Genomic DNA, 14,746 nt, shown 5'->3' with positions numbered 1-14,746 from the left:
AAAGATTCCTTGACCAACCTTTCTTCATTTTTATCTTTTTTCACACCTGTATAGAACTGCGTATGTGCGATATAATTGGTATCAACTTAAGCCTGAAACCCCTGATCAATGTCGCTTTTAGGTAAAGTCTAGATCCCCCTAAATCCCCCTGATTGTTGGGGAGTAGGGGTTGACTTTGAGAAGACTCCTGTCCCCCCCTTATTAAGGGGGGCGCCAGGGTGATCTAGCCTTAATAGTCAAACATCAGTCTATAACTGGGTTTGACGTTAAGTTGACACCAATGGTGCGATCGAACTCGGCTCAACTTACTTATTTACCGCAACTAACTCCTCAATCTCCGAAGCTTTTGTGGGCAATTTGCCTGTCAATACTTCTCTACCCTTTTCGCTGACAAGTATATCATCTTCTATGCGTATCCCCCGCACATCGGCGAATTTTTCCAACTCCTCCCACTTAACAAAATCTTCATATTTAGCGCGGTTTTCGGGGTTATTTAAGATTGCCGGAACTTGATAAAATCCCGGTTCGATCGATACCAGCATTCCCGGACGCAAAACTCGATTCAACCGCAAAAATCCCAACCCAAACCGACTGCTTCTCGTTCTTCCTTCTTCATAGCCAGCCAAATCTCCTAAATCTTCCATATCGTGAACATCTAAACCAATTAAATGTCCGATTCCGTGTACAAAAAATAGCGCGTGAGCATCCATTTCTACCAAATCTTCAACATTGCCCCGCAAAATACCTAAATCAACTAATCCTTCCGCCATAATCCGAGCAGCTAACAGGTGAATATCTTGATATTCCACGCCCGGACTAACTTTATCAATACAAGCATCGTGTGCTGCCAAAACTACATCATAAATCGCTCTTTGAGTCGGAGAAAACTGGCCAGAAACCGGCCAAGTGCGAGTCACATCAGCCGCCCATCCCGTTGATGTTTCCGCACCGACATCTGCTAACAGCAAATCTCCTGTTTGTAGGGGATTGTGATAATGTTCGCTGTGCAGCACTTCTCCATGCACAGTCACGATACTAGGATAGGCATAGGTCATATTTTCCGAGATGATGACACTTTCCATTGCAGCGCGCACCCCTGCTTCAATTTGAGCATTTCGAGTTGCCGCCATTCCCGCTTTGTGAGCTTCTACGGTGACAGCGGCAGCTTGACGCAATTCGGCCAAACTGGCTGCATCGTGGCTCAGGCGCAGAGATATGATGGCCTGGGTTAATTCTAGGTCGATTCCGGTTGGCGAGTTGGGCGGTGCCAGAGGGCGATGGCGTCCCGCCCCGCAAGCTACGAGAATTTGAGACTGTTGCAACTGAGTCCAAGAATCCTGAATTGCGATCGTTGCTGCATTTGTAGATCGCGCTTTCAATTCGGCCATTGGAAAAGCAGCATCAGCCCCAATTAGCTCGGCAATTTCTGCTCTTTTCGGCATTTCTCCGTGCCAAAGCGTGCTGCTAGCAGGTGCGTCATCTAAGAACAATTCTAATTGGCCCGATTCTAAGCGAATGGCAGCATTTTCTAAGGGCAAACCAGCAAAATATAGAAAGTGACTGCTGGCACGAAAGGGATAAGTAAGTGCCGGATAATTGCGAGGAATGCTGCGCCCTGACCATAAAATTACCGGAAAATTAATTAAACTGGCCAGTTTTTGGCGGCGTTGGTGTAAACTATTTGCTAACAATTTATCGCTGTTTGTAATTTTCATGGGTAAAAACCGATTATTTAGACTTGGGTTTGCAGTAAGGACTTCAGTCATTCAATTCTTGGCATTAAATAAATAAAGTCCCGACTTCAAAATTAGCCGCCATTTTTGCACAAAGTCTAATCTTTATCTTCTTTCTGGCTATCGTCTTGCTTGCTGTCTTTTTTATCGTCTTTGTCGTCATCATCATCCTGCTTTTCTTGGGCCGGGATGCTGTCTGGACGCGAGGACAAAAAGGCTGAAAGTGCTACTCCACCGACAATTAGCAGCAAGGCGGCAACAGCCGCCACCAGCCAAATTCGTTTGTTTGGTTGTGGTTGATTTTGTGACATGAGCGATCGCCTCTATTGACTGTTTGATATATGAGACTTTAAAGTATAAGTAAAATTAACAGAAAAAACATGAAAATTTCTCATAAAGCTCCTCAAACTTCTGTGCAAGTACGCGACTGGCCGATCGCACATTTACCGGGATTGAGCAAGGAAAACCAATCTCAACTGGAAGAGTGCAGCATCACCACAACCGGACAACTAATTAGCCTGACGAAAACGCAGGCGGCGAAAGTGTTGCTAGCCAATCAATTACAGATTAACATTCAATATGTTAATAAATGGGTAGCGATGGCAAATTTGGCTCGAATTCCAAGTGTAGGGTGTCAGTATTGCGGGCTGTTACTTCACGCCGGCGTTGCTTCGCCGGCTCAATTGGCTCAAATGCCCGTGGAGAGATTGCACCAACAAGTTTTAAGGCTGCACGTAGCGACAATGCAGCGCAATGACTTGACTCCTTCAGTCGATCGCGTGCAAAAATGGGTTCAACAAGCTAGATTAGTCAGTAGTCATTAGTCAGTTGTCAGTTGTTAGTTGTCAGTTGTTAGTTGTTAGTTGTCAGTTGTTAGTTGTTAGTTGTCAGTTGTTAGTTGTCAGTTGTTAGTTGTTATTAGCAAACAGTCAACAGTCAACAGTCAACAGTCAACAGTCAACAATCATTAGTCAGTTGTTAGTTGTTATTAGCAAACAGTCAACAGTCATTATTATGTCAATTCAAGTTTACGGAATCCCGAACTGCGGAACCTGCAAAAAAGCTTTCCAGTGGCTCAAAGATAGCGAGGTTAATTACGAGTTTATTAACACAAAAGAACAGCCACCGACTCGCGAAACAATTCAAAGCTGGGTAGCTGCTTTGGGCTTTCAACCCATGCGAAATACTTCTGGTCAATCTTACCGCGCTTTGGGCGAGGACAAGAATAATTGGACTAGCGAAGAGTGGGTGGAGGCTTTTGCTAAGGATGCGATGCTGCTGAAACGTCCTCTTTTCGTTAAAGATGGAACGGCTGTTTTAGTAGGTTTCAAAGAAGACGTAATTAGAGAAAAATTGGAGCTTTCAACAACCTGAGTTCAGCCTGTTGTTCGCCGCAAAAACTTAAGTTCGCCCACATCATCCGTGAAACCCCAACGCTCGTAAAACGGCATCATGTTCGGCAAACAATTCAGATAAAAATGCTCGACAGCTTGCAGTTCGGGATGAGTTAAAACTGCATCCATCAACTTCGCACCCAGTCCCATTTTTCTGTGTGTAGGCTTGATAATGACATCAAAAATCATCGCTCTGTAGACAAAATCGGTAATGACGCGGGTAATGCCAATTAGTCGATCGCTCTCATCGACAAAACCAATGATAACATCAGTTGCCGCCAGCATTTTCACAACATCTTCCCGCGTCCGCTTGTCGCTCCAAAACTCGTTTTTGTACAAATCCATCAAGTCGGAAACCTGGCTTTCGGTCAAAGTTTCGACAATTCGGTACTTATCCATTTGATCGGTCATACTCTACTTTACCGTAATCTAGTTTAATTGCGCGATCGGCAATATCAAAATAGCGATCGTCGTGACTAATCACAAACACCGTTTTCCCCCGCCGCTTCAACTCCGGTAGCAACTGCTTGTAAAAAATATCCCGGAAAAACGGGTCTTGATCCGAAGCCCATTCATCAAACAAATAAATCGGTCTATCTTCCAAATACGCCGTCAGCAAAGCCAGCCGCTTTCGCTGTCCCTGAGACAAAGCCGTAGTTGACAAAACTCCATCTTTCACCTGAACTTTATTCTCCAAATGAAACTCTCGCAAATATTCAGCAGCCTGCTTGTCCAAATCGTGATTAGTCATCCCCAAAAGCCTTTCAAACAGATAGAAATCCGAAAAAATTGCCGAAAAATTCTGCCTGTACCACTCACGATTCTCATCAGTAATTGGCTGGCCATCTAGGAGAATTCCTCCCGATTCAGGAATGTACAAACCAGTGATTAACTTAGCTAAAGTAGACTTACCGCTGCCATTCCCGCCAATTATAAACACCAATTGACCCGGATGAAACTTCAAATTCAGCTCGCCCAAACTAAAATTGCTGTCTTCTTTTTCTCCCGGATAGCTGTGAATTACTCGATTTAACTCCAGCGTCTCCCACTCAGCAGTTTGAAACGGTTTAACCGTTGAATTTATCTCAGCTTGACTCGCCAAAGCCAATCCCATTCTCTCTATCTTTTCCACAGAAGTATTAGCACGAAAAATCGCCGGCAACCTTTGCAAAATATTGTTAAACGGAGACATCAAATAGGTACTTGTCAGAATGTAAGCTGACAAAACCGGAGTAGAAACAGGCACAAATTTGGGTAAAACAAATAACAACAAACCCATCAGCATAAAAAACAGCAACTGACCCACTCCAATCGCAACTGCACCAGTATTCAAAGCAGTCACGTTATAATCGCGGGAAGCATCAGCACTCACCTGCAATTCTTCCGTAAAAAACTCTTGGCGGCGCAAGGAATGCAGTTTAAGTTCCTTAATTCCATCAGTAATACTGCGAAAATGCTTAAATAATATATCTTGTTCTTCTCTGGCTAAATCGAAGAATTTCCGCATTTTGCTGAGCAACAACTGCACCGTGGCAATCATCAGCACCAGAAAACTAAATACAACAACAAAAACCGTACCCGAAATCGTGCTTAAATAAGTTAAGCAGCCCACGACAACAGCGATATCAACACAGAGAAAAGGAATCAAAAATATAGTATTAGAAAGCGTTCCCACATCATCCGTGAGAGTTGCCAGCAAGCGGTTAGCGCCCAACTCTTCCAAATTCCGCAAAGGAGTAGACAAAATGCCACGGCTCAAACTCAGCCGCAGATTGTAAACAGCTTCTTGAGAAAGGTAGATTAACAAAAATTGGGATACAAAGCCACTCAAAAGAGCCAAGATTGCTAATCCCGCAAAATACCAGACTAAATTAGCATTGGAATTGTCGCTGATTGCCCGATTAATTAGGGAAATTAACATAGCGCTGCAACCGCCGCTGATTAAGCCTGTGAGTATGGCAATGGAAACATTTAACCAAGAAGCTTTTAACAGTAACCAAATTACATTCATCTAATTTTACTCTTAATTTAAATTTGGAAACTCTGGAATAAACCAAGCAAATCCCCTACTTCTTGGTTACAATCTCGCTCGCCAATGAATTTGATTCAGAAGTCGGGGATATATAGCAATCCTCGCATCAGTTGTAAAAATATGTAGGGGTAGTGCTACCCCTACTCCCCGTGCCTACCCCCCACGGATCGGGGCAACCACGGGGGGTTTGCCCCTACAACAATTACACAATTCATTTAGAATCGCTATATAGCATTAATTTTATTCTTGTACTTCCGTTTCCTGGGTTTCAAATACTACTTTTGCATAAATCTCGTTCATCGACATTTGCACTCCCAAGGAAGCAAAAGAAACTGTTGCTGTTTCTCCCTCATATTCCTGAAATAACCATTGATTAGATTCAGTTTTAATATACTGTTTGACTAACAATTCGTATTGGCTGACTAATACATATTCACGGAATTGAGGAATCGATCGATAAAACCGAAACTTATCCTCCCGATCGAAATCCTTGGTAGACTTAGAAAGCACTTCCACAATTAGCACAGGATTGAGAATCTCATCACTGCGTCCCTCGTTGAAAATGGGTTCTCCTTCAATCACCATTACATCCGGGTAAGTTCCGCGTCGGTACCGAGGAATCCACAACCGCAAATCGTTGTGAAAAAGCTCATAGGGCTGCCCCTCAAGCAAATTTCCCAAGACTCTACTCAAATTTCGGATAATCCGGCTGTGATTAATACTACCACCAGTCATTTGTACAATTTCTCCATCGCGGTATTCATTTCTAAACTCAGCAGTTTCCTCTAACTCCCGGTACTCATCTAGAGTATAAATTTTTTGCTTATTTTCTACTAACATTTTTACCTCTACAGTTGCGACTAATTTTTAACGACGGAGGATTTTATAGAATATGATAGCAAATTTTCAGGTAGCTTGAAAGGGTGCGATTTGAGATATTGCACCCAATTTTATATGGGATTGGTTCCAGAACTGTTTAATTCCATAACTGTTGCTTCATGCCGCACTGGAAAATTCACCGAATTAGCAATAAAACAAACATGATGTGCGTTGTCGTGCAAACTGCGGGCTTTTTCCAAATCGTCACCAGCTTCGATTGTTACCAGCGGATGCAAAATTACCTCGGTAAACCGAATCTTTCCATCCTTTTGCGCCATCTTGCCCGTCGCTGCATCCGAGTAAGAGACTACCCGAATGCCAGCACGAGCGCACAAAGCAAGATAGCTCAACATATGACAAGCTGACAGTGCCATCAACAACAAATCTTCGGGATTGTACAGAGAAGCATCGCCCCGAAAAGTCGGGTCTGCCGAACCCACAAATGGCGGCTTACCCTCAATATTTATGGCATACTCACGAGAATAAGCGTCGTAAGATGAAGTAGAACCTTGACTGGCACCCGTCCAAACAGTGTTGATGCGGTATACGTGTTCTTTAGTCATTCTCAATTACCCACTTTTCTCTGCGTTAATCAGCGTGAATCTGCGCTTAAAAATCATAATTAACAGTATCAGGAGTTACGCAAGTGTCATAATTAGTAAGGTGCGTCATAGCGTAAACTCTTGATTACCCGTTGATAATGAAAGTCTGACGCACCCTACAAGTCGATAGTCCCCAGTTGGCATTAGTCCTAAGTATATCACAACAAAAAAGAAACGCCCAACTGCAAAGAGTCAGGCGTTTTCCACTATTTCAAAACCAGGAAAAATTAATCCCGGCGAGACACCAAGTTAGATTCAATTTTCGCACCCACAACAGGTTGCACATGACTCAATGCAGACTGCAACATGGGAGTTTTGGTAATAGCATCATTAGCCAAATTAAACAAAGGGTTTGACAAAATTCCCGCCAATGTTGTCGCAACCAAGGTGAGTACAACGCTGACTTGCAAAGGCCGCATTCCCTGAAGGTTCCAGCGAATTTCAGGATAATTTTTCACCGCGTCTGACATCTCTTGAGGTTCTTTTACTACCATCATCTTGACAACACGGATGTAGTAGTAAATCGAAACTACGCTGGTAATTAATCCCAGAATAACTAAGCCGTAAAGTCCTGCTTGCCAGCCGGCCCAGAACAGATAGATTTTGCCGAAAAATCCAGCCAGGGGCGGAATTCCACCGAGAGAAAGCAGGCAAATACTTAAGGCTAAAGTTAACAGCGGGTCTTTTTGGTACAAACCTGAGTATTCGCTAATTTGGTCGGTTCCAGTCCGCAGCGAGAACAGGATGATGCAGGCGAAAGCACCCAAGTTCATAAACAGGTAAACCAACATATAAAATATCATGCTGGAGTAACCGGCTTCTGTTCCTGCAATCAAACCCAGCATTACAAAACCGGCTTGGGCGATCGACGAATAAGCCAAAAGCCGCTTCATGCTAGTCTGGGCGAGGGCAACCACATTTCCCAACACCATGCTGAGAATGGCTAAGGCCGTGAACACGAACTGCCACTGTTCGATAAGTGCGGGGAAAGCAGTTGTTAACAAGCGGATTGCTAGGGCAAAACCTGCTGCTTTGGAACCGACAGAAAGAAAGGCAACAACGGGTGTAGGAGAACCTTCGTAAACGTCAGGAGTCCACTGGTGAAAGGGAACTGCAGAGATTTTGAAGGCGATTCCGGCGATCGCAAAAACCAAAGCAATCACCAAACCGAGAGATTGACCTTCATTCACCGTAGAAAGGTTAGCCGCGATCGCACTCAGCTTAGTTTCGCCACCAGACAAGCCGTACAGCAGCGACAGCCCGTAGAGAAACACCGCCGAAGAAGACGACCCAATTAACAAATATTTCAAAGCAGCTTCATTGGAACGCGGGTCGCGTTTTGTGTAACCCGTCAGCAAATAAGACGAGATACTCAGAGTTTCCAACGAAATAAAAATCATCACCAATTCATCAGCGCCGCTGAGGAACATTCCCCCCAAAGTAGCGGTTAGCAAAATGCCGATAAATTCCGCTAAAGCGGTACCCGTTTGCAGTACATAGCGGACGGATATCAAAATAGTGACAGCCGTACTCAAAGCGATAATTCCGCGAAACACTAAACTCAAGGCATCGCTGTTAAAACCGCCCAGAAACGAGATGGTATCCGTGTTATCCCACTGCAAACACAAGGCAGCGACGGCGGCCAACAAACCCGCAACGGCAACGTAGGGAGTCCAAGCCGAGGAACTGCGGCCTACGATTAAATCGCCGACGAGAACCACCAAGAGGGTGATGATGACAATTCCCTCTGGCAAGATAGTTCCAGCATTTAGCTGGGCAGCAAGAGTAGCAAAATCCATATTTTCAGGCAGGTTGGGTAGTACAAGCCGCAAAGGCTGTAAAGGGCTGTGAACTTGTAAAAATTCTTTACCAAACACAGATTGTAGCGGATTACAGCTTCGCGATCCCAATTGGGCGGGTGTTTGTTGCCGGAGAGTGGATACTCGGTAGCGGTTTTGCATACATGGGCGGGCATTGTAGAGATTGCCGCCTGATGTCACCTGGGACGAGAGTCGCGATCGACCATAACTGCCACAATGTAGAAAGTTAAACCACTAATGTGGCATAACCGAAAGCATCCAGGATACAAGCCCCCGGATTCATTCCTTCGCAGACTCAGGACCCAGAAATAAAAAACCTGTATCCGAGAAACTTGCTCCCCGAATTTATCCGTGGGGTCAATTCTTCAAATCTAAAATCTAAAATCTAAAATCTAAAATCGATTGACCTCCAGTATACGATTAAATGTAGGCACACTATCTATTAGCCTTAATCTATCTTACGTTTTTTTAGGTGGAGCTACTTAGAAGATGGTTTGGGAACTGCAACGGTGGTAACACGGACATTCGGATCGAGGGCGTCACCTTGAGAGTAAATATAATCAAATGCCGATCGATCTTTAAGCATATTTGCCCGCAAAAACAGGGCGCTCCAACGGGCGATCGTTTCAATACCCACGGCTCGCTCTAAGGTAGCAGTATTGCGATCGGGCATCGCACCAGGGGGATTATTAACATCGGTAATGCCGAAGTGATTTGCACCCATAACAGTAATCAAAGCTTTGGGTGGTGTTTGAATTTGGTCAAAGGTGCTTTGAGCTCGATCGGGCGGGGCGACACCATCGATAGATCCTTGAATCAACGCCACTGCAATGCCATCATTAGCGATGGGTACAAATTCATTAGCAATCGGATTCCGCAGGTTAGCTCCAAAAAATGCACCCGCTAATAATTCTTTCGGGCGCGTAAATGGCTCTTGACACAAATACAATTCTGGGAGGCATTTATTAGCAATCACTGATAACCCCACTGCACCACCAAAAGAATGACCCAATAAACCAAGGCGCTGCGTATCGATAACAGACGCGATCGGAGATGTGGGCTTTGTGTTTTCGATCGCCATTTGCGACAAAACCGCCGCAATTTGCGAAGTTTCCGACGCCAAATTAGGCGGTGAAGTGGGATTGAAGGGCGAAGGCCGCAAATGGTTCGGAACGACTACCACAAAGCCGTACCGCGCCACATGGCTAGCGTAATCTGAATAAAATGATTTATCTACAAGCACACCTTGCAATAACAGTACAATGGGGAAAGAGTAATTCCCGGAATTAAGATCGGATGGTTTAGGATAATAAATATCAGCTAAATCGTTATTAGCCGATATAGTCGTACTGTAAAAGCTAGTTTCTTTAAATGGCGGTGCATAATCGATTGTTGTGGCAAAGACTTTGCCCCCAAGGACAACCAACGCAGCAATTACACAAACAATTGCTAGGGTTTTTACTGAAAAAAGATCAGGGTTTAAATTCATCATTATTTTGGGTTTGAGAGTGCGTGCATAAGCTACTGAAAAAAAGCAAGTCGGCGACGGTTGGTAATTTATTTAAGGAGCGTTGCCGGGAAAGGTTTCGGACTCTGTGACTAAGAGTATCAACTTGCCATTAATGGAAGTTTGTGTAAAAAATGCCAATAAACTGACTCATAAATAAACACGATTCCAGATTTTAGACCCTTTTTGACTACTTTTATTTTAGCGTGGCTTATACCCCGACCAAATCTGCTTTATAAAAACCTTTTTTAGAGTGGTGAATCGGAATTTCGGTGCAGGGTGGTTTCATTCTCAGGAAAATCATGGTTTTATAGGGGTAGTGCTACCCCTACTCCCCGTGCCTACCCCCCACCGACGAGCGAAGGGCCGTTTCAGGCATCGGGGCAACCACGGGGGTTTGCCCCGGAGCGAGAATGAAACAGCCCTGGATGTTAAATGGGTTCTATAGAACTCCTTGTTAGCTGGCGGGTTTACATTACCAACAGATAATAAGCGGCAATCCCGGTCGGAAATCTACCTGTTGTCCCTGCACTTCTCCATCAAAACCAAGCTCCACCAAATACTCGGTTCCTATCCGTAACTTTAGCTGATTTGTCTCAAGCACTGCTTGCAGTTCAGGTGACGGATTATTGGCAGCAGGACTGACTAATTCTACACGACTAATTTCGCGGAAACCCACACCATGATCCAAAGGCTGTGACTTATCAGCAGAGTATTGATCTGGACGTTTACCAAAGGAAATTTGGAAAAGCATGGGCTCAGTCAAAACATCACTATTTGTTCCTACTGCGATACTCATCGTTTCAGATAAATAAGGTGGATGATATGCCCAACTAGAAAATGCAACTGTGTCCTCAGAACCTTTGGCTGGACGCAAACAGATGCCAAAGGGACACGCACCATTATTCCGATTTGTCGATCGCTCCCAAAGACGAGTCAGATGAATTGGTTCAGACTTCGCCTCTTCTGGATCGTGAATCCATAGCAATTCCAACATTGCGTTATGGAAAAAGAAAGAGCGATTGGTTGTACCTTGTCCGCGATGAATGCGAGATCCACCCTCAACTAAACCAAAGGATGATAAACGATTAGCTTCCGAAGCACCAATATCAGTAAAGATGAAAAGATGGTCGAATTCAAATGTCATAGCATTGTTGATAGAATTGAGCGATCGCTCAAGTAATTTTAACCTTCTGTGATGGGTTTCCTTCCGATCGCCACGCTGATGCTGCACAGCGTACTGTACCAAAGTCCAAAACCTCTACTCAGTAAATCTTTTCCAATCTAAAATCTCAAATCTAAAATCTAAAATCGCCCGATCGATAATCCCAAACCTCTACTCAGTAAATCTTTCCCAATCTAAAATCTCAAATCTCAAATCTAAAATCGCGCAATCGATCGCCCCAGCCTTCAAGTTACAACCAGATTGAGGAACCATCCGCCCGCATCCCGCAGTCTCAACATCCAGTTAGCGACAATTCTGCTAGAGTCAGGTCATCATCCCGTGCATCTTGTAGAGAGGCGATTCGCAGCCTCTGCCCCCAAAGCAGTAAAATCCCATCACATTGTCACCTGCCACCCGATCGGCAGTAAGTTAAAAATTAAGGTAGTTTGAAAATAATCGCCCAAAGTTGAAAGAAACCTTGACATCTGACCTAAACTCTCTAACTTAGACCCTCTAGCTGCGCTGCCATCCATATTTAAAAGATGCCATGTCAACCTTAGTCATCGTCGAATCTCCTACCAAAGCCCGCACCATCCGCAACTTCCTGCCCTCCACCTACCGTGTAGAGGCATCGATGGGCCATGTCCGCGACCTACCATCCTCCGCCGAAGAAATACCAGAAGCCGTTAAAGGAGAAAAATGGGCGCAACTGGGCGTAAACGTGGAAGCAGACTTTGAACCCCTCTACGTCATCCCGAAAGATAAAAAGAAAATTGTTAAAGAACTCAAAGACGCCCTCAAAGACGCCACAGAACTGATTCTAGCCACTGACGAAGACCGGGAAGGCGAAAGCATTTCCTGGCATTTGCTGCAAATCCTCAAACCCAAAGTTCCCATCAAGCGGATGGTGTTTCACGAAATCACCCGCGAAGCTATCCGCGATGCTTTGACTCACTGCCGCGATATCGACAATCGAGTTGTACAAGCCCAAGAAACTCGCCGAATTCTCGACAGACTCGTCGGTTACACACTCTCTCCGCTACTGTGGAAAAAAATCGCTTGGGGTTTGTCCGCCGGTAGAGTCCAGTCAGTCGCTGTACGCCTCTTGGTGCGCCGGGAACGGGAACGCCGCGCTTTCCGCCAAGGTAGTTACTGGGATTTAAAAGCAACTTTGACCCCCCCCAACCCCCCCCTTGGTAAGGGGGGGGCTTCGGACAATCCCCCCCTTGGTAAGGGGGGGGCTTCGGACAATCCCCCCCTTGGTAAGGGGGGACAGGGGGGTGCATTTGATGCCAAACTCGTGACTGTCGGCAATGTAAAAGTTGCAAACGGCAGCGATTTTGATGAAAATACCGGGCAAATTATCGCAGGCCGCCGTGTACTTTTGCTGAACGAAGAACAGGCGCGGGCTTTACTCTCACGCATTCAAAACAAACCTTGGACTGTCAGCAATCTCGAAGAACGGCCAGTCACCCGCAAACCCTCGCCGCCGTTTACGACCTCGACTTTGCAGCAGGAAGCTAACCGCAAACTGAGGCTGGGTGCGCGGGAAACTATGCGAATTGCCCAAAGTCTCTACGAACGCGGTTTTATCACCTATATGCGGACGGATTCGGTGCATTTGTCCGAACAGGCGATCGAAGCGGCCCGCAGTTGCGTGCAAGAACTTTACGGCAGCGAATACCTCAGCCCCCAACCGCGCAAATACACCACGAAAAGCAAAGGCGCCCAGGAAGCCCACGAAGCTATCCGTCCCGCCGGCAGCACTTTTCGGACTCCGCAGCAAACGGGATTGGATGGCATTGATTTCCGCCTCTACGATTTGATTTGGAAGCGGACTGTCGCTTCTCAAATGGCCGATTCCCGCCAAACTCACGTCACTGTATTAACTCAGGTAGAAGATGCCGGTTTCCGTTCCAGCGGGAAACGCATTGATTTTCCAGGCTTTTTGCGGGCCTACGTGGAAGGTTCCGACGATCCGAATGCGGCGTTGGAAGACCAAGAGGTGATTTTGCCGGCGCTGAAGGTGGGGGATAAACCTAATTGTAAGGATTTAGGGGCGATCGGGCACGAAACTCAACCTCCCGCCCGCTACACGGAAGCTTCTCTGGTGAAAATGCTGGAAAGCGAAGGTGTGGGCCGTCCGAGTACCTACGCGAGTATTATCGGTACAATTGTCGATCGGGGATATGCCAAATTAATAGCTAACGCCCTAATTCCGACATTCACCGCTTTCGCCGTCACGACTTTATTGGAAACACATTTTCCCGATTTAGTAGACACCGGTTTTACTTCCAGAATGGAACAAACCCTCGATGAAATTGCCACCGGCGAGGCGAAATGGTTGCCGTATTTGCAAAAGTTTTATACAGGGGAAACCGGACTCGCAACCCAAGTTAAAGAACAGGAAAGTCAGATTGATGCGAAAGTTGCCCGAACTGTGGTACTGGAGAATATTTCAGCTAAAGTCTGCATCGGCAAATTCGGCGCATACCTGGAATCTGAAAGCGAAGAAGGCCTGGTAAAAGCATCGATTCCCCAAGATTTGACGCCGGCCGATTTAGATCCGGAACAGGTGGAGTTTCTGTTAAAGCAAAAAATGGAAGGCCCGGAAAAATTGGGTCTTCACCCGGAAACCGGGGAACCGATTTATGTGCTCATTGGCAGTTATGGGCCATACGTTCAGTTAGGGGATGTTTCGGAAACGAACAAGAAACCGAAGCGGGCTTCTTTACCGAAGGGGACGGATAAGGATAGCGTGACGGTGGATATGGCGGTGAGTTTGTTGACTTTACCTCGGTTGTTGGGAACTCACCCGGAGACGGGGGCGAAGGTGCAAGCTAATTTGGGGATGTACGGGCCTTATGTGGTGCATGACCAGGGTAAGGTGGGTAAAGATTATCGATCGATCAAACCGCCGGATGATGTTTTGACGATAACGCTCGATCGGGCATTGGAAATGTTAGCGCAACCGAAAGCCGCCCGCGGCAGCAGCAAAACAGCTACACCTTTGAAGGAATTGGGCGCGCATCCAGAATCGGGAGAACTTATCAATGTTTACGACGGCCGTTATGGGCCCTACGTCAAACACGGCGATATCAATGCTTCTTTGGCTAAGGATGAATCTGTGGAGAATTTCACCTTACAAAAAGCACTGGATTTGTTAGCAGCGAAGGAAGCAGCGGGCGGCGGAAAATCTAGCAGCAAGTCGAAGAAGTCAACCAAGACTGCGGCGGCGAAATCGGAAACTGCGGCGAAGAAAACAACTACTGCGAAGAAAACCACTGCGGCGAAGTCAGAAACTGCGGCGAAGAAAACCACTGCTAAAAAGACGGAGAGTGCGGCGAAGAAAACCACTGCTAAGAAGACGGCGACTGCGACAACAGCCAAGAAAACAACTAAGTAAAATTAGTTGAGTTTTCCGTCATCCCAGAAACCCGGTGGGCACGGGGGCATCGCCCCAAGTGCGATCGGGTTTCTTTGTTGGTAAACTATTTGACAAGCTGAGGTTTTTAGTAAGGACTGAAGTCCTTAAAATGGGGTTTGAATCTAGTAGGGTGATCGGAGTTTTTCAAGAAAGAGATGTTTGGGCGATCGCTACCATATTATCATGG

12 protein-coding genes are annotated in these 14,746 nt (G+C 45.8%); 3 read left to right on the top strand and 9 right to left on the bottom strand.

What is annotated here, in order from left to right:
• Window positions 1-305: 305 nt before the first annotated feature.
• Entirely contained in the window at window positions 306-1,715 is a 1,410-nt protein-coding gene (locus QUB04_RS15325; RefSeq protein ID WP_333285512.1) for an aminopeptidase P family protein, read from the bottom strand.
• Between the two features lie 116 nt (window positions 1,716-1,831).
• Complete coding sequence (locus QUB04_RS15320) at window positions 1,832-2,044, bottom strand: hypothetical protein (protein WP_333200791.1); 213 nt, start codon at window positions 2,042-2,044, stop codon at window positions 1,832-1,834.
• 69 nt (window positions 2,045-2,113) lie between these two features.
• Here QUB04_RS15320 and QUB04_RS15315 point away from each other — a divergent pair, with 69 nt between their 5' ends.
• Window positions 2,114-2,557 (top strand): DUF4332 domain-containing protein, encoded by a 444-nt coding sequence (locus QUB04_RS15315; RefSeq protein WP_333285510.1) that lies wholly within the window; start codon window positions 2,114-2,116, stop codon window positions 2,555-2,557.
• A gap of 88 nt (window positions 2,558-2,645) precedes the next feature.
• Window positions 2,646-3,107: a Spx/MgsR family RNA polymerase-binding regulatory protein gene (locus QUB04_RS15310; RefSeq protein ID WP_333285508.1), complete on the top strand. Its 462-nt coding sequence runs from the start codon at window positions 2,646-2,648 to the stop codon at window positions 3,105-3,107.
• A 2-nt stretch (window positions 3,108-3,109) separates the two neighbouring features.
• Here the strand turns inward: QUB04_RS15310 and QUB04_RS15305 are convergent, their stop codons facing one another.
• From QUB04_RS15305 to QUB04_RS15275, 7 genes are all read right to left on the bottom strand, one after another.
• Complete coding sequence (locus tag QUB04_RS15305; protein WP_333285506.1) at window positions 3,110-3,538, bottom strand: GNAT family N-acetyltransferase; 429 nt, start codon at window positions 3,536-3,538, stop codon at window positions 3,110-3,112.
• Window positions 3,519-5,138, bottom strand: a complete 1,620-nt coding sequence (locus tag QUB04_RS15300) for a cyclic peptide export ABC transporter (protein WP_333285504.1) — start codon at window positions 5,136-5,138, stop codon at window positions 3,519-3,521. The genes QUB04_RS15305 and QUB04_RS15300 overlap by 20 nt, the downstream gene beginning before the upstream one ends.
• 261 nt (window positions 5,139-5,399) lie before the next feature.
• Window positions 5,400-5,999 (bottom strand): Uma2 family endonuclease, encoded by a 600-nt coding sequence (locus QUB04_RS15295; RefSeq protein ID WP_333285502.1) that lies wholly within the window; start codon window positions 5,997-5,999, stop codon window positions 5,400-5,402.
• Between the two features lie 110 nt (window positions 6,000-6,109).
• Complete coding sequence (locus tag QUB04_RS15290) at window positions 6,110-6,601, bottom strand: OsmC family protein (RefSeq protein WP_333285500.1); 492 nt, start codon at window positions 6,599-6,601, stop codon at window positions 6,110-6,112.
• A 266-nt stretch (window positions 6,602-6,867) separates the two neighbouring features.
• Entirely contained in the window at window positions 6,868-8,439 is a 1,572-nt protein-coding gene (locus QUB04_RS15285; RefSeq protein ID WP_333285611.1) for an NAD(P)H-quinone oxidoreductase subunit N, read from the bottom strand.
• Window positions 8,440-8,938: 499 nt separating this feature from the next.
• A complete protein-coding gene (locus QUB04_RS15280; protein ID WP_333285498.1) occupies window positions 8,939-9,952 on the bottom strand; it encodes a poly(ethylene terephthalate) hydrolase family protein in 1,014 nt (337 codons plus the stop codon).
• A gap of 490 nt (window positions 9,953-10,442) precedes the next feature.
• A complete protein-coding gene (locus tag QUB04_RS15275) occupies window positions 10,443-11,216 on the bottom strand; it encodes a hypothetical protein (protein WP_333285496.1) in 774 nt (257 codons plus the stop codon).
• 463 nt (window positions 11,217-11,679) lie between these two features.
• On the opposite strand from QUB04_RS15275, the gene topA reads away from it, so the two are divergent.
• On the top strand, window positions 11,680-14,538 hold the full coding sequence (topA, locus tag QUB04_RS15270) for a type I DNA topoisomerase (RefSeq protein WP_333285494.1): 2,859 nt from the start codon (window positions 11,680-11,682) through the stop codon (window positions 14,536-14,538).
• The last annotated feature ends 208 nt before the right edge of the window (window positions 14,539-14,746 follow it).

Source organism: Microcoleus sp. D2_18a_B4 (assembly GCF_036702475.1).
Classification (GTDB): domain Bacteria; phylum Cyanobacteriota; class Cyanobacteriia; order Cyanobacteriales; family Microcoleaceae; genus Microcoleus.
Note: the sequence above shows the minus strand (reverse complement) of the source record. Positions and strands in the feature narration are given on the sequence as shown.

What these genes read in the sequence shown, in the direction of transcription:
- QUB04_RS15320 (WP_333200791.1), bottom strand. Translation starts at nt 2,044, where the DNA reads ATGTCACAAAATCAACCACAACCAAACAAACGAATTTGGCTGGTGGCG.
- QUB04_RS15300 (WP_333285504.1), bottom strand. Translation starts at nt 5,138, where the DNA reads ATGAATGTAATTTGGTTACTGTTAAAAGCTTCTTGGTTAAATGTTTCC.
- QUB04_RS15305 (WP_333285506.1), bottom strand. Translation starts at nt 3,538, where the DNA reads ATGACCGATCAAATGGATAAGTACCGAATTGTCGAAACTTTGACCGAA.
- QUB04_RS15290 (WP_333285500.1), bottom strand. Translation starts at nt 6,601, where the DNA reads ATGACTAAAGAACACGTATACCGCATCAACACTGTTTGGACGGGTGCC.
- QUB04_RS15325 (WP_333285512.1), bottom strand. Translation starts at nt 1,715, where the DNA reads ATGAAAATTACAAACAGCGATAAATTGTTAGCAAATAGTTTACACCAA.
- QUB04_RS15285 (WP_333285611.1), bottom strand. Translation starts at nt 8,439, where the DNA reads ATGGATTTTGCTACTCTTGCTGCCCAGCTAAATGCTGGAACTATCTTG.
- topA (WP_333285494.1), top strand. Translation starts at nt 11,680, where the DNA reads ATGTCAACCTTAGTCATCGTCGAATCTCCTACCAAAGCCCGCACCATC.
- QUB04_RS15315 (WP_333285510.1), top strand. Translation starts at nt 2,114, where the DNA reads ATGAAAATTTCTCATAAAGCTCCTCAAACTTCTGTGCAAGTACGCGAC.
- QUB04_RS15295 (WP_333285502.1), bottom strand. Translation starts at nt 5,999, where the DNA reads ATGTTAGTAGAAAATAAGCAAAAAATTTATACTCTAGATGAGTACCGG.
- QUB04_RS15280 (WP_333285498.1), bottom strand. Translation starts at nt 9,952, where the DNA reads ATGATGAATTTAAACCCTGATCTTTTTTCAGTAAAAACCCTAGCAATT.